Source organism: Novosphingobium terrae, from assembly GCF_017163935.1.
Classification (GTDB): Bacteria; Pseudomonadota; Alphaproteobacteria; order Sphingomonadales; family Sphingomonadaceae; genus Novosphingobium; species Novosphingobium terrae.
Map to the genome: position 1 here is coordinate 1,017,554 of NZ_JABVZR010000001.1, position 13,663 is coordinate 1,031,216.

The 13,663-nt window shown below is 65.0% G+C and carries 15 protein-coding genes; 6 read left to right on the top strand and 9 right to left on the bottom strand.

Annotation, left to right across the window (positions count from 1 at the left end; translation table 11 throughout):
* Window positions 1-5: 5 nt before the first annotated feature.
* Window positions 6-476, bottom strand: a complete 471-nt coding sequence (locus HGK27_RS04805) for an ASCH domain-containing protein (protein ID WP_206239156.1) — start codon at window positions 474-476, stop codon at window positions 6-8.
* Between the two features lie 610 nt (window positions 477-1,086).
* On the opposite strand from HGK27_RS04805, the gene HGK27_RS04810 reads away from it, so the two are divergent.
* Window positions 1,087-1,413: a hypothetical protein gene (locus HGK27_RS04810; protein ID WP_206239158.1), complete on the top strand. Its 327-nt coding sequence runs from the start codon at window positions 1,087-1,089 to the stop codon at window positions 1,411-1,413.
* 15 nt (window positions 1,414-1,428) lie between these two features.
* Entirely contained in the window at window positions 1,429-1,863 is a 435-nt protein-coding gene (locus HGK27_RS04815; RefSeq protein ID WP_206239159.1) for a DUF1810 domain-containing protein, read from the top strand.
* 3 nt (window positions 1,864-1,866) lie between these two features.
* Here HGK27_RS04815 and HGK27_RS04820 read toward each other — a convergent pair whose 3' ends face one another.
* Complete coding sequence (locus HGK27_RS04820) at window positions 1,867-2,754, bottom strand: bestrophin family protein (RefSeq protein ID WP_206239161.1); 888 nt, start codon at window positions 2,752-2,754, stop codon at window positions 1,867-1,869.
* Between the two features lie 51 nt (window positions 2,755-2,805).
* Window positions 2,806-3,069 (bottom strand): hypothetical protein, encoded by a 264-nt coding sequence (locus HGK27_RS04825; RefSeq protein WP_206243372.1) that lies wholly within the window; start codon window positions 3,067-3,069, stop codon window positions 2,806-2,808.
* Between the two features lie 299 nt (window positions 3,070-3,368).
* Here HGK27_RS04825 and HGK27_RS04830 point away from each other — a divergent pair, with 299 nt between their 5' ends.
* The 3 genes from HGK27_RS04830 (at window position 3,369) to HGK27_RS04840 (ending at window position 6,029) form a co-directional block, all read left to right on the top strand.
* Window positions 3,369-4,718 carry an amino acid permease gene (locus HGK27_RS04830; protein WP_206239163.1) on the top strand — a complete coding sequence of 450 codons (1,350 nt, stop codon included), beginning with the start codon at window positions 3,369-3,371 and terminating at the stop codon, window positions 4,716-4,718.
* A gap of 186 nt (window positions 4,719-4,904) precedes the next feature.
* On the top strand, window positions 4,905-5,066 hold the full coding sequence (locus tag HGK27_RS04835; protein ID WP_206239165.1) for a hypothetical protein: 162 nt from the start codon (window positions 4,905-4,907) through the stop codon (window positions 5,064-5,066).
* A 156-nt stretch (window positions 5,067-5,222) separates the two neighbouring features.
* Window positions 5,223-6,029: a SapC family protein gene (locus HGK27_RS04840; RefSeq protein ID WP_206239167.1), complete on the top strand. Its 807-nt coding sequence runs from the start codon at window positions 5,223-5,225 to the stop codon at window positions 6,027-6,029.
* A 44-nt stretch (window positions 6,030-6,073) separates the two neighbouring features.
* Here the strand turns inward: HGK27_RS04840 and HGK27_RS04845 are convergent, their stop codons facing one another.
* Complete coding sequence (locus HGK27_RS04845; RefSeq protein WP_206239169.1) at window positions 6,074-6,682, bottom strand: NAD(P)-dependent oxidoreductase; 609 nt, start codon at window positions 6,680-6,682, stop codon at window positions 6,074-6,076.
* A 52-nt stretch (window positions 6,683-6,734) separates the two neighbouring features.
* Here HGK27_RS04845 and HGK27_RS04850 point away from each other — a divergent pair, with 52 nt between their 5' ends.
* Complete coding sequence (locus HGK27_RS04850; RefSeq protein WP_206239171.1) at window positions 6,735-7,172, top strand: winged helix-turn-helix transcriptional regulator; 438 nt, start codon at window positions 6,735-6,737, stop codon at window positions 7,170-7,172.
* On the opposite strand, the gene HGK27_RS04855 is transcribed toward HGK27_RS04850, so the two are convergent.
* The 5 genes from HGK27_RS04855 to HGK27_RS04875 form a co-directional block, all read right to left on the bottom strand.
* Window positions 7,169-8,497, bottom strand: a complete 1,329-nt coding sequence (locus tag HGK27_RS04855) for an MFS transporter (protein ID WP_407674589.1) — start codon at window positions 8,495-8,497, stop codon at window positions 7,169-7,171. The genes HGK27_RS04850 and HGK27_RS04855 overlap by 4 nt on opposite strands.
* A gap of 38 nt (window positions 8,498-8,535) precedes the next feature.
* Window positions 8,536-10,641 carry an acetate--CoA ligase family protein gene (locus HGK27_RS04860; protein WP_206239173.1) on the bottom strand — a complete coding sequence of 702 codons (2,106 nt, stop codon included), beginning with the start codon at window positions 10,639-10,641 and terminating at the stop codon, window positions 8,536-8,538.
* A 131-nt stretch (window positions 10,642-10,772) separates the two neighbouring features.
* Window positions 10,773-11,612: a p-hydroxycinnamoyl CoA hydratase/lyase gene (locus HGK27_RS04865; RefSeq protein WP_206239175.1), complete on the bottom strand. Its 840-nt coding sequence runs from the start codon at window positions 11,610-11,612 to the stop codon at window positions 10,773-10,775.
* Between the two features lie 78 nt (window positions 11,613-11,690).
* Window positions 11,691-12,218 carry a DUF3237 domain-containing protein gene (locus HGK27_RS04870; protein WP_206239177.1) on the bottom strand — a complete coding sequence of 176 codons (528 nt, stop codon included), beginning with the start codon at window positions 12,216-12,218 and terminating at the stop codon, window positions 11,691-11,693.
* A 17-nt stretch (window positions 12,219-12,235) separates the two neighbouring features.
* The gene (locus HGK27_RS04875) at window positions 12,236-13,633 is read right to left on the bottom strand and encodes an aldehyde dehydrogenase (protein ID WP_206239179.1); all 1,398 of its coding nucleotides are present in this window, start codon (window positions 13,631-13,633) and stop codon (window positions 12,236-12,238) included.
* Between the last annotated feature and the right edge of the window lie 30 nt (window positions 13,634-13,663).

Sequence of the window (13,663 nt, forward strand, 5' to 3'; positions counted from 1 at the left end):
CGGCTTCAGGCGGGCGGGGCGATCAGCACGGTGTCGAACATCTCGCAGACCACCTGAAGGTCATCATCCACGACTTGGCCCGTTCCTGCCAGCGTGCGGGTCCAGAAGGCCCGATGTGCTGCGCGCCATGAGGCCAGCGAGCGGTCGCCTTCGCCTTCCAGCCAGGCAAAACGGGCCGAGACATCCCCGAAGCGGCAGAGGGTAACGGTGTGTGTGCGGATGATGGCTTTGGCTTCACCGGCCCAGCTGGTGATGATCACCAGATGACCGGCTTGTGGCAGCGCTTCTTGGGCGATGCGATAGGCGACGAGAGCCGAGGATGTTGCTTGCTTGATCCCTTGCACCACCAGCTGCGCGCATTGGTCGGCCTCGGCCTGATTGTCGCAGAAATGTTCGACAGGTGGGAGGCCGGGTGGGGCATCGGGATGCAACTGCCGATAGTGCTGCCAAAGGGCTGAAACGGAGGGATGCATCATGCGCCCTTGTAGGGAAAAGGCTGCTGCAGCGCAGCATAAGGCGGGGGCAGAAGAGGGGTGGCGCTCGGCAAATCCGGAAGCGGTGGCCATGCGGAACAGCCGAAGCGCCGATACGGACTTTTCCAGCAAAATGGTTTATTTTGCCTTAAGTATACGTGTAAAATCGTATCTTATATCGCAGTGCAGCGTATGACGAGCGGGCTACGGATCAAGTGTGGACGGGGCAAGCCACGGAATCCACATATAAATTGAGCGCCTGAGCCGCGTTACCAAGCTCAGGCGCTCAAAATGATGCTCGGCATGGCCCGTAAGGACATCTTAACCTTTTGGGTCGGGATGTCTTCGGGCAAGCCGCAGCGTCTTGATTTGCTCAACGGTCTTGTTTGAAGGTGGTTCCCGCAACTGCGAAATTTTTGTCGAAAAAATACGACTTGGGAATTTGTTCCATCCGCGCGTGAAAAATTTGTCTTTTCCATCAAGCGGGTCCTGCGCGGGGTGGAAGGAAGGACTCGCAAGGAACATCGTAATGCGATATGTATTTCATCAGCATCAGGCGAAAACCGACACCACAGATCGGCACGCCGGAGAGGATGCTTGAAAAGAGGTTGCTATGGGTATGATCTCGATCTTTGCCGATGGTGCGGCGCTGATGATCGGCAGTCTGCTGGTTTCGGTGCTGCTGTGCTCGCTGGCCTGGATGGCCGCTGACCGGCTTCACCGGCCCTGGGCGGCGCTGGTGATGCTGGCGGTTGTGGTCTGCGGCCTGCTGGTCAGCCCGCTGGAGCAGAGCCTGTTTGTGCGGATGGTCTCGGTCTTTACCGTGGTGGGGGCGCTGCTGCTGTCTTTCGTGGTGCTGGACCGTTCGGTGAAGCAGGAAACGGCGGAGATCACGCGTGCGCGCATGCCCCGCCATCCCCGCGTGAACCGGCGGCATTGAGCAGGCGCCCGGATCATGGGTGACGCCTTCGCGCTGGATCGCTTCGTCGAGGCGCAGGAGGTGACCTATGATCAGGCCCTTGCCGAGATCCGGCAGGGCGCCAAGCGCAGCCATTGGATGTGGTTTATCTTTCCGCAATTGGCCGGTCTGGGGCATAGCGCCATGGCGCTGCGCTATGCCATCACCTCGCTGCAGGAGGCACGGGCCTATCTGGAGCATCCCGTGCTGGGCGCGCGCTATCGCATGTGTGTGGCGGCGCTTCAGGCCTTGGCCCACAAGGATGCCGAAGCAGTGTTCGGCCATGTGGATGCACTCAAGTTGCGCTCGTCGCTGACGCTGTTTGCCAGGGCGGGGGGGGATCCCCGGATCAGCGCCGCGCTGGCCGACTGGTTCGGCCATGAAGATCTGGCCACGCTGGCCCTGCTGGAGCAGGCGCCGGCGCGGCCCTGAATCTTACCACAGCACTCCGGCCTCATCCGGCGTGACCGGCGCTGGCGCGGCATCGCCCAGACCTTGCGTCAGATCGATCTCGATGGTGCGGCACATGGCCTCCAGCGGCAGATCGTGGATCGTGTTGGCGAAGGGGTCGACCAGATCGTCGCCGATGGCCAGCACGGCCAGAAACATCGTGCCCGCCACGGTCGAGCCCAGCGGCGTCGCCACGCCCAGCGCCTCGACCAGACCGAAGGGCAGCAGCAGGCAGAACAGATGGGTGAACAGCTTGGGAAACACCCGGAACTGCGCGGGCAGGGGGGTGTTCTTCAGCCGTTCCATCCCGCCCTGCGCATTGGCCATATCGACCAGAATGCCTTCCATATGGGTCTGCTGAATGGTGTCGATCAGCCCCTGCTGCTTCGCCTCGGCGATCAGCCGACCGGTGCCATCCAGCACGGCATTGGCGACATTGGCGCGGGTCAGCGCGGTCTCGGCCTCGCCGGGGGAGAGATCGGGCAGCAGCGCCTTTTCCAGCGGCAGGCGGCGCAACTGGCAGCGCAAGGCGTTCACATAGGCGATCTGGCGCAGCACGATGGCGCGGCGCAGGCTGGTCGCGCCGCTGTCAGGCAGGAAATTGGCGGCGGCGCGTGCCAGATTGCGGTTGGCGTTGATCATCAGCCCCCACAGTCCGCGCCCTTCCCACCAGCGCTGATAGGCCGATGTGCTGCGAAACCCCAAAATCAGCGCCAGAACGCTGCCGAACAGGGTCAGCGGCAGGCCCGGCGCCTGAAAGGGAAAGTGGTAATAGGTGACGGTGACGATCACATCCCACACGAACAGCAGCAGCAAAGGCCCTTTGATGCCGCCGACGATGGTCTGGTAGCTCGATTTGGAAATCACGATCATGGGTCGGCAAACTGTCCTGCAAAGATCTGGAAAGCAAGGGTGCGTTGCGGATCAGGGATGGCTTGCCGGTTTGACCGCCTGCTGCCCTTTGCTGTCTGCGGGCTTGCCGCCCATCGCATGCGAAAGCGCCAGCGAGGTGCCGGTGGCCGGGCGGATATGGAACCACTGGGGCCGGTCGATGGCGACGAGAAAGGCCAGAATGGCCAGGCCCACGCCCAGCAGCGCCATCGTGCCTTTCAGCCGGAGACTGGCTTCGTTCGAGGCCTGTTGGCGCGGATCAGGGCGGGCGGCCTGAAAGGTGCGAGGGCGGGTCATGGCGAATCTCCTGTGATGATTGCGCGGGGGGCTGCGCGTTCGATCCCAATGTGAAGGTAAGACGTTTCCGCAGAATTCTGGTTTCGTAACAAAGAATTTCTGCGCTGCAGCGTGTCGTTGTGCGGTGCGGTATGGGCGGCGGGCTGTGCCTGCCGCGGCAGATAAGCCGCTCTTTCCGGCTGGGGATGGCGGGCCATCATGCCTTGTTCGGCGCGTTGCTTTGCCGCTATGCCGCCTGATCCATCATGATGAGCGCAGGCTTCGGACCCTCGCGCCGCACACCGTGAGAGAAAGCTGCTATGGCCTCTGCCGAACCCGCCGTCCTGCCCAGAACCCTGTCCTGGCCTCATCTGCTGGCGCTGGGGGTCGGCTCGATCGTGGGCACCGGCATTCTCACGCTGATCGGCGTCGGCGCTGACCGGGCGGGCCCGGCGGTGCTGCTGTCTTTTGCCATTGCCGGGGCGATCTGCGCCTGCGCGGCGCTGGCCTATGCCGAACTCTCCGCGATGATGCCCATGGCGGGCAGCGCCTACAGCTACAGCCACAAGGTGCTGGGGCGGACCGTTGGCTGGATCGTGGGCTGGAGCCTGATCCTGGAATATTCGCTGGTGGTCTCCACCGTGGCGGTGGGCTGGTCGGGCTATGCCGCGCCGCTGCTTCAGGCGGTGGGCTTTCCCAAGGCGCTGACGATCGGGCCGGAACTGGGCGGCATCGTCAATCTGCCCGCCATCTTCATCATCGCCGTGGTGGCCGGTCTGCTGGCCTTCGGCACGAAGGAAAGCGCGCGCATCAACACCATTCTGGTGGTGATCAAGATCCTGACGCTCAGCCTCTTTGTGGCCGTGGCGCTGCCCGCCTTCGATGCGGCGCATCTCACGCCCTTCATGCCCTATGGCTTCAGCAAGCATATGAGCCCCGATGGCATCGAGCGCGGGGTGATGGCCGCCGCCGCCATCATCTTCTTCGCCTTCTACGGTTTTGACGCCATCTCCACCGCGGCTGAGGAAACCCGCAATCCGGGCCGCGATCTGGTGATCGGCATTGTCGGTTCGCTGGTGATCTGCACGCTGGTCTATGTGCTGGTGGCCGCCGCCGCGATTGGCGCCATGCCCTTCACCAGCTTTGCCGAAAGCCCCGAGCCTCTCGCGCTGATCCTGCGCCAGATGGGGCAGGCCTCCATCGCGCGGATCGTGGCCATTGCGGCGGTGATCGCGCTGCCCACCGTGCTGCTGGGCTTCCTCTACGGCCAGAGCCGCATCTTCCTGGCCATGGCGCGCGACGGCTTTCTGCCGACCTCGCTGGCCAGGCTCTCCTCGCGCGGGACGCCGGTGCGGGTGACGACGATGACCGCCGTGATCGTCGCCATTCTGGCGGGCATCCTGCCGATTTCCGAGATCGCCGCGCTGGCCAATGCCGGGACGCTGATCGCCTTTGCCGCCGTGGGCCTCTGCCTGATCGTGCTGAGGCGCCGCGCGCCCGATATGCCGCGCCCGTTCCGCGTTCCGGCAGGCATCGTGGTGGGGGCAGGGGCGGTGGCCGGGTGCCTCTATCTCTTCATCAGTCTGCCGACCAAGACTCTGGTTGCCTGCCTGTGCTGGAACCTGCTGGGCGGGGCGATTCACCTGCTGCGCGGGCGGCAGAAGGCCTGATTTTATCGCAATGCAGCATGGCGGTGGCCGGTTTGAGAAAGGCCTGTAGCTCTGTGCGATAAGTCTCTGATGGATCAGCCATAGGGCCTTGTCGCGCTTGCGAGAGACATGCGGTCATCCACAGCTCATCGCACCATTCGTCGCAGATCGGTTGTGCAGACGCGACGGATCGAGCATAGGGAGGGAATGAACAGTGAACAAGGCCATCTCATTCTCTCGGTCGTGCAGCGTCTGCCTCAGTGGATTCGCCATGATCTGGCCGGCAAGGATGACAATGCCCGCCTGCGCGCGGAAGAAAGCCTCGCAGCCATCATCGCCGATGCTCTGGTGAAGAACGAGGCCGAATAAATCGCGCCTCACACCCCGATTATAGGGTTATTTGCGGAGTGGTACTGACCGTCATCGGTACAATCTGCCTGTGTTATCCCTGCCGACGTTTGGTTTTTTGATCCGGCTTTCATGGACGATGATGGCCGGATTTCCATGTCAGATGGCAGAGGCAAGATGGCGTATATCAACCAGAGCGTCTTCACGCAGGCGGAAGGTGTCGCAGCGCAAGCGGCGCCCCCGCCCGCACCATCCTTCCGAGTCAATCTCCCGCTTTACGGGGACCCGCATCCGGTCACCAGCGCCACCCATGGCGGGGTGGGCGTGCTGGCCGATACGGCGGATTACAGCTTTGCCGCCCATGCCCCGCTGATCCCATTGGCCGCCGACGAGTTCGAGCGGGCGGGGATGGATTACCCCATCGTCTTCATCGGCGCGGCGCGGCAGCCCTATGCTGTCACGGGGCTCGATCCGCAGCGCAATCTGTTTATCCGCAACGGGTTCTACCGCGCGGATGCCTATGTTCCCGCCTATCTGCGCCGCTATCCCTTTGCCTTTGTGCGGGCGCAGGGGATGGCGGGGCCGTTGCTCTATCTTGATCACAGCTCGCGCCGGGTGGCGCCGCTGGGGACTCCGGGCGCCGTGCCGCTGTTCCATGGGGGTGTACCCACCGAGCTGACCCGACAGGCGCTGGGCTTTTGCGACAGCTATCAGGCGGGGCAGGACCGCAGCATTCTGGTGCTTGAGATGCTGGCGGCCTACAATCTGCTGGAGCCCAAAACAGCGGCGCGCACTCCGCCGGGCGCCAGCGCGCCGCAACTGCTACTGGAGTATTTCTCCATCTCCGCAGAGCGGCTCGAAGCGCTTCCCGATGCGGACTTTCTGATGCTGCGTAAGGCGGGCGTGCTGCCTGCGCTGCACGCCCAGGTCGCCTCTCAGGAGCGCTGGGCGGCTTTGGCGGCGGTGGCCCGCGCAACCGCCTGATGCAGCGCTGCCGGGCGTGGCGATCACACCCGGCAGGCCAGACTTCAGTAAGCGGCGGTGAAGCGCGCGCGGCTGTGCTTGTGCTGCTCCAGCTCATCGACCATGGCGATGGCGTAATCGGCGAAGCTGATCTTGCTGTCGCCTTGGGCATCGGCCACCAGCTCATCCTTGCCGGGGCGATAGGCGCCGGTGCGCGGGCCTTCGAAGATCAGCGCGGCGGGGGAGAAGAAGGTCCAGTCGATCTCGCTCTCGCCCTTCAGCGTCTCAAGGAAGGTGATGCCGCCTTGAGCGGGGACTTTCCATTCTTCCGGAAAGCTGGGCGAGTCGATCACGCGGCTGCCATCGGGCAGGAGCAGGCTGGCCGCGCCGCCCGTCACCAGCAGCCGGGGCACGCCCGCCTGCTTGAGAGCGCCCAGCAAGGTTGCCGCTGACACATCGAAATGCAGCGCGCTGATCACGGCGTCACTGCCCGCGATCAGCCCGGCCAGAGCGGCCGGATTGCTGGCGTCGCCTTGCTTTGCCGTCACGCCTTCCGCTGCGGGAATCGCTTCGGGCTTGCGGGCGATGGCGGTAACCTGATGGCCGCGGCTGGCCAGCTCTTTGGTGATTTCGGAACCGGCGCGGCCGCTGGCGCCCAGAACTGCTACCTTCATAAAGACCTCCTGTGGTTTCTTCTGGTAACCAGGTGTGCTATGGAAACGATCCATGCAAGACGGCACTTTTTTCTCACCTGGTTACCCGGACGAAACCGCCAGCCTTTCCGGGGATGCCCTCCGGCGTGGCAATGTTTTCGCGCGTGACTGCCCGACGCGCAAATTGCTCGACCGTATCGGCGACACATGGAGCGTGCTGATCCTGCGTCTGCTGGGCGATGGCCCGCAGCGTTTCAGCGTGTTGAAACGCGCGGTGGACGGCATCTCGCAAAAGATGCTGAGCCAGACCCTGCGCTCGCTGGAAAGGGATGGTCTGGTCACCCGCCATGCCGAGCCCACTGTGCCTGTCAGCGTGACCTATACGCTGACGCCGCTGGGGCGCGAATTGCTCGATGCGCTGGGCTTTCTGATCGATTGGGCCGAAACGCGTATGGGCAGCGTCAGCGCCAATCAGCAGCGCTATGATGCAAGGCGGCTGGAGGAAATTTAGGCGGGCAGCGGATCGGCGGCCCCGCGCGGGCCGACCGTCAGCGACAAGGCCGCGACCAGCGCGCCGCAGGCCATGATTGCGGCCACCAGCGGCAGGGTGAAACCCGCCTGAAACAGCAGCCCGCCGATCACCGGGCCCAGCGCCGCGCCGCCGCGTCCCACGCCGATCACAAAGCCGGTGCCGCCCGCGCGCGTCGCCGTGGGGAAGGAGGAGGCGACCAGCGCGTAAAGCCCCACCACGCCCGCATTGGTGCAGAAGCCGCCGATGGCCGCTGCCCATGCCAGCGCGTGCAGCCCGTCATGCGGCTGGCCGAACCATGTCACCGTCACGACCGAGGCGAGCATGGCGCTCACGATCAGCTTGCGCAGCGGCAGGGCGCTGCTGAGCGCGGCAAAGACCAGCCCGCCGACCAGCCCGCCGACATTGGCCCACACCAGCACGCCGCCCGCTGCCGAAGGGGTGAAACCCATATCCGCCACCACCTTGGGCACCCATTTCAGGATGAAATAGAAGGTGAGGATATGCATGAAATAGGCGATGGTCAGCATCACCGTCAGGCGGCGCAGATCGGGCGCGAAGAGATCGGCCAGCGTGGTTTTGCGCGGGGCTTCGGTCTGGGGCGGCAGGGCTGAAACAGCGCCATGCCCCAGCTTGCGCAGCGAATGGTTGAGGCGCCCCAGCGTGCCCGCATCGCGGCGCAGCAGCACGGCGCTGACCGGTTCGGGCAGGAAGATCGCCACGAAGGGCAGCAGCACCACCGTCATGCCCATGCCCAGCAGGAAGACATCGCGCCAGCCATGCGTGGCCAGCATCGCGCTGGCGATCGAGCCGCCCGCAATGGCGCCCATCGGATAGCCCGCTGCCATCACGGTGACGGCGGCGCTGCGCCAGCGATCATTGGCATATTCGGCCACCAGCGCGTTGGTCACGGCCAGCATGCCGCCGATGCCAAGGCCGGTGGCGACGCGGGTCAGCCCCAGCTCCGGGATCGAGGTCACGAAAGAGGTGGCCCCCATGCCCAGCGCCATCGTCACCAGGCAGCCCAGCACGGTGGTGCGGCGCCCGATCCTGTCGGCCACCTGGCCCAGCAGGATCGAGCCCAGCGCCATGCCGACCAGCTCGAAAGAGAGCACCGGGCCGAGCATGGCACGGTTGACCGACCATTCCTTGGCGATCCCCGGCGAGGCAAAGCTGATCGAAAGCACATCGAAACCGTCGAGAGCATTGAGCGCGACGCAGATCGCAATGGCCAGAATTTGCTGCCAGCGCATGGGCTGCCGGGCCATCATCTGGCGCGGATCGGCGCCATTCTGCTCATTCATCATGCTCTCTCCGGTCTTATGGACTACCCGTTACGTTCGCTCTAGCCGATCAGCATCAGCGCATCCAGTGCCAACAGGCCTTCGCCCTTGGGTCGCAGGATAACCGGGTTGAGATCCAGCTCCAACAGGCGCGGATTGGCGACCAGCACGGCGGCCACCTGACGGATCAACCCGGCCAGCGCCTGAACGTCGAGCGCCGGAGCGCTGCGCCATCCGGCGAGCAGAGGCGCGTTCTTCAGCCCCATCAGCGCGGCGATGATCTGCTCCTCGCCAAGGTCTGGCGTGATGAGGGCAACATCCTTGAGGATTTCCGCCGTCACGCCGCCGAAACCGGCCAGCACCACCGGGCCCCAATCGGGATCGTTCCTGGCGCCGACGATCATTTCCAGCCCGCGTGCGCCCATGGTTTCGATCAGCACGCCGTCCAGCGCGATGCCCGCATCATAGGCGGCGACATTGGCGTGAATGCGGTCCCATGCGGCGCGCACGGCGGCATCGTCGGGCAGGTTCAGGATCACGCCGCCCGCATCGCTCTTGTGGCTGAGCGCGGCGGCCTGCGCCTTCATCGCCACCGGATAGCCGGCAGCCTGAGCCGCTGTGACAGCTTCATCGGCACTGGCGGCAAAACCGCCGCGCGGGAAGGCCAGACCCAAAGGCGCCAGCAGCGCCTTGGAGCGGTATTCAGGGATCACCCCTGCTTCATCGTCAAGCGAAGGAATCGCGAATGGTGCGGGCGTGTGGTCGGTCAGATCGCGGGTGGCGGCCAGACCGATGCGCGTGAGCGCACGCAAAGCGCGCTCGGTGCTGGGGAAATAGGTGGCCCCGGCAGCGCGCAGATCGGCGATATAATGCGCGGGAATATCGGCGCCTTCATCCAGACCAGCGAAGATCACCGGCTTGGTGGCGCCCTCCAGCGCGGGCAGGATGGCGGGCACCTTGATCCGGGCGGTGACGGGATCGCCCTGAATGATTCCCGCGATCACCGCGCCGATCCGGTCATCGCTGAGCAGCGCCTTGAGAATCTCGGTGTAGATCGAAGGCTGCGACAGGCCCTGCGCCGTGATGTCCAGCGGGTTGGACACCGGCACGAAGACGGGCAAAGCGGCGCGCAGGGCCGGGCTGTCCTCATCATGCAGCGGGGCGAGCGGCAGGCCCAGCTCCTCGGCCAGATCGAGGGTCAGCGCCTTGAAGGCGCCGCTCTCGCCCAGCACGGCGACCTCGCGGGCGGCCAGCGCCGGGCTGCGCAGCAGCACTTCGGCAATGTCGCCCAGCTCTTCGAGCGTTTCGGCGAAGATCACACCGGCGCGCTCCACCTTGGCGCGCATCAGCTGGTAATCGCCCGCCATGGCACCGGTGTGGGTGGCGGCGGATTCACGCGCCGCGCTGGACTTGCCGGGGTGCAGCAGCACGATGCGCTTGCCGGCGGCATGCAGCGCCCGGGCGGCGGCAAGGAAAGCCTGCGGATTGCGGAACTGTTCCACGATCATCGCCACGACCTGCGTGTGCGGGTCCTCCACCAGCCAGTCGATGTAGTGTTCCACCCCGCTGGCGGCCTCATTGCCGGTGGAGACCGAATAGGCCACCGGCACCTGGCGGGCCAGCATGGTGGTGCACAGCACCGCCGCCATCGCGCCCGATTGCGAGATCACCGCCAGCGCCTTGCCCGCAGGCGGCGTGACATGGGTTTCCACGAAGGTCAGCGCGGCATTGCCCACATAGTTGACCAGGCCGAGGCAGTTGGGCCCCTCGATCACCATGCCGCTTTCGCGGCCGATGCGGGCGATCTCGGCCTGCTGGGCAAGGCCTTCAGCGCCGCCCTCGGCAAAGCCTGCCGAGAAGATGATCGCCGCGCCGACCTTGCGTGCTGCCAGCCCGCGCACCGTATCCAGCACAAAGGCCTGAGGGATGGCCAGCACGGCCACATCCACGCCCTCGGGCAGGGCATCGACGGAGGGGAGGCAGGGCAGATCGCCGATCTTGTCGCGATTGGGGTTCACCGGGTAGATCTTGCCCGCAAAACCATTGCGCAGCAGATTGCCCAGCACACTGGCGCCCAGCGCGCCCGGCTTGTCGCTGGCGCCTACTACGGCCACGCTGGCCGGGCGCAGAAGGCGGGCGATATGCTCCCGATCGGGATAGTTGGTCATTCCTGCTCTCCCATGGCCGCCTTCCCGAGCATTCTGATGGCACGGTGAAGTCTCGTGTCGCTCCGGCGAGGCGGCGCAAATCATGAAAACCCGCGCGCATCGCAAAGGTCGATGCGCGCGGGGTCCTGGCTTTATTCGCCGCGCGTCTTGTTCAGATCGTAGGCGCCAAGACCGGGCTTGAAGGTCTTGTCGTCGATGAACTGGCGGGTGGCTTCCTTGCGGCCTTCGCTGTCGAAGTAATTGGCCGCTTCCTGAGCGCGGATCAGATAATCCTCGGCATTGTCATAGGTCATTTCGCGCACGCGGCGGATGGCCCATTTGGTGGCGCGCAGGGCATGCGGGTTCTTGCCCAGCAGCACATTGGCCATCTCGGTGACGCGGGCCTTGAGCTGCTCGGCAGGCACGGCCTCATTGACCAGACCCCATTCGGCAGCCTTCTTGCCATCGACATTCTCGCCCATCATGGCGTGATACATGGCGTTGCGGAAACCGGTCAGCTCCACGATCACCTTGCTGGCGCCGCCGCCGGGCAGAATGCCCCAGTTGATTTCCGAAAGGCCGAACTGCGCGTCCTCGGCAGCCACGGCCAGATCGCAGGCGAAAAGCGGACCATAGGCGCCGCCAAAGCACCAGCCATTGACCATGGCGATGGTGGGCTTTTCCAGCCAGCGCAGGCGGTCCCACCAGCCATAGGCCTCGCGCTGGGCGGCGCGGGTGGCGCCGAGGCCCTTTTCCTCGTTTTCGCGGAAATATTCCTTCAGATCCATGCCTGCCGAGAAGGCCGAGCCTTCGCCCGTCAGCACCACCACGCCCACGTCGTCGCGGAATTCAACGCTTTCGAGCACGCGCAGCATCTGGCGGTTGAGCTTGGGGCTCATGCAGTTGCGCTTTTCGGGGCGGTTGTAGGAGACCCAGGCGATGCGGTTTTCAACCACCAGCGAGACGGTCTCTTCTTCGGTGCGTTCAGTCATGGATGCTCTCCGGGATGCTTATGAATGCTATGATTGATATCAATCATCATGCTATAGTCAATAGCGATATTGGACGGCTTACCGCACCACGAACACATCGATCCGCACCTCATGCGGCAGGCGGATGCCGCGCGCGACAAAGGCGTGGCGGGTCAGCCAGTCATGCGGGCCGGGCTTGACGGTAAAGCGCGGCGTGGTGCGGAAATAATAGGCGGAAGGATCGACCTCTTCACCCCGCGCCAGCCTCTCGCTGACCTCCGGGCTGGCGACGCGCACCCCCGGATTGCTGATCTCGATCACCGTGCCGTCCGCAGCTTTCAGAGCATAATGCGCCTCGACATGGGTGAGGCCATCGGGTTCGATGCTCTGCCAGTCGCCGCCGCCGGGCAGCACGGTGCCCTGCAGCATCGGCCCGGTGATGGTGCCGCCGGTGATGCCGATATAGCGGCGCCGCGCGCCATCGACCGAGCCCATCTCCAGCGGCGGATCAAGCGTGATCTGCGCGCTGAAAGCATACTCAAGCTGCGGGGCAGGAGGCGGCACGGGCTCCCCCGCCGCAGCGGAGGAGGCCAGCAGGGCGGCGGCCATGGAAAGGCTGTTGCTCATGCGCTTGACCCTTTAGCTCAGATCGGGACGTGGCCGGGCTGGGTTTCCATGGTGATCCAGCGGGTTTCGGTGAAGCTGTCGATGCCCTGCATGCCGCCGAACTTGCCATAGCCGCTGTCGCCCACGCCGCCGAAGGGCATCTGCGCCTCGTCATGCACGGTGGGGCCGTTGATATGGCAGATGCCCGCCTTGATCTGGCGCGCCACGCGGATGCCCCGTGCGCCGTCGCCAGTGAAGACCGCGCTGGAGAGGCCATAGGCGCTGTCATTGGCGATGCGGATGGCATCCTCTTCGTCCTTGGCTCGGATCATTGCCACGACAGGCCCGAAGCTTTCGTCGCGATAGAGGTTCATCGCCTCGGTCACGCCATCGACCACCGTGGCTTGCATCAGCACGCTCTCGGCGGGGCCTCCGGTGAGCAGGGTCGCGCCCTTGGCGGTGGCATCGCCGATCAACGCGTTGACGTGGTTGACGGTCTTGATGTCCACCACAGCACCGAGCGGCGTGGTGCCCTCACGCGGGTCGCCGGTGGCCATGGAGGCGACTTTCGCGGCGAACTTCTCGGCAAAGGCATCGGCGATGGCCTCGACGACGATGATCCGCTCGGTGGACATGCAGATCTGGCCCTGGTTCATGAATGCGCCGAAAGCGGCGGCCTTCACGGCCTCGTCCAGATCGGCGTCATCCAGCACCAACAGCGGCGCCTTGCCGCCCAGTTCGAGCAGGCAGGGTTTCAACTGCTCGGCGGCGCGTTTGGCGATGATGCGGCCCACGGTGGTGCTGCCGGTGAAGTTGATGCGCTTCACCGCAGGCGCATCGATCAGCGCGCCGACGATCTCTCCGGCGTCGGCAGGCGCGTTGGTGACGACATTGACCACGCCCTCGGGGAAGCCGGCCTCGGCAAAGGCCTCGATGATCAGTGCATGGGTGCGCGGGCAGATCTCGCTGGCCTTCAGGATCACCGCATTGCCACAAGCCAGCGGCGTGGCGATGGCGCGCACGCCCAGAATGATCGGCGCATTCCACGGCGCGATGCCGAGGATCGTGCCCACGGGTTCCTTCAGCGCCATGGCGAGGCAGCCGGGCTTGTCGCTGGGGATCACCTCGCCGCGGATCTGGGTGGTGAGGGCCGCTGCCTCGCGCACCATGCTGGCGGCCAGCGTCAGGTTGAACATCGCCCAGCCTGCGGTGGCGCCGATTTCGCCCATCATCGCCTCGACAAAGGCATCCTTGCGGGCCAGCAGAGCGTCGGCGGCCTTGGCCAGCACGGCGCGGCGGGCGTTAGGGCCCATCTGGCCCCATGCGGGCTGTGCGGCGCCAGCCTTGGCGGCAATGGCGGCGGCATCAGCGGGGGTCATCGCCGTGGCGGTGGAGGCGACAGCCCCTGTCAGCGGATCAAGGCGCGTGAATTCCATCTCGACTCTCCCAGAGTTCATTTAGCTATG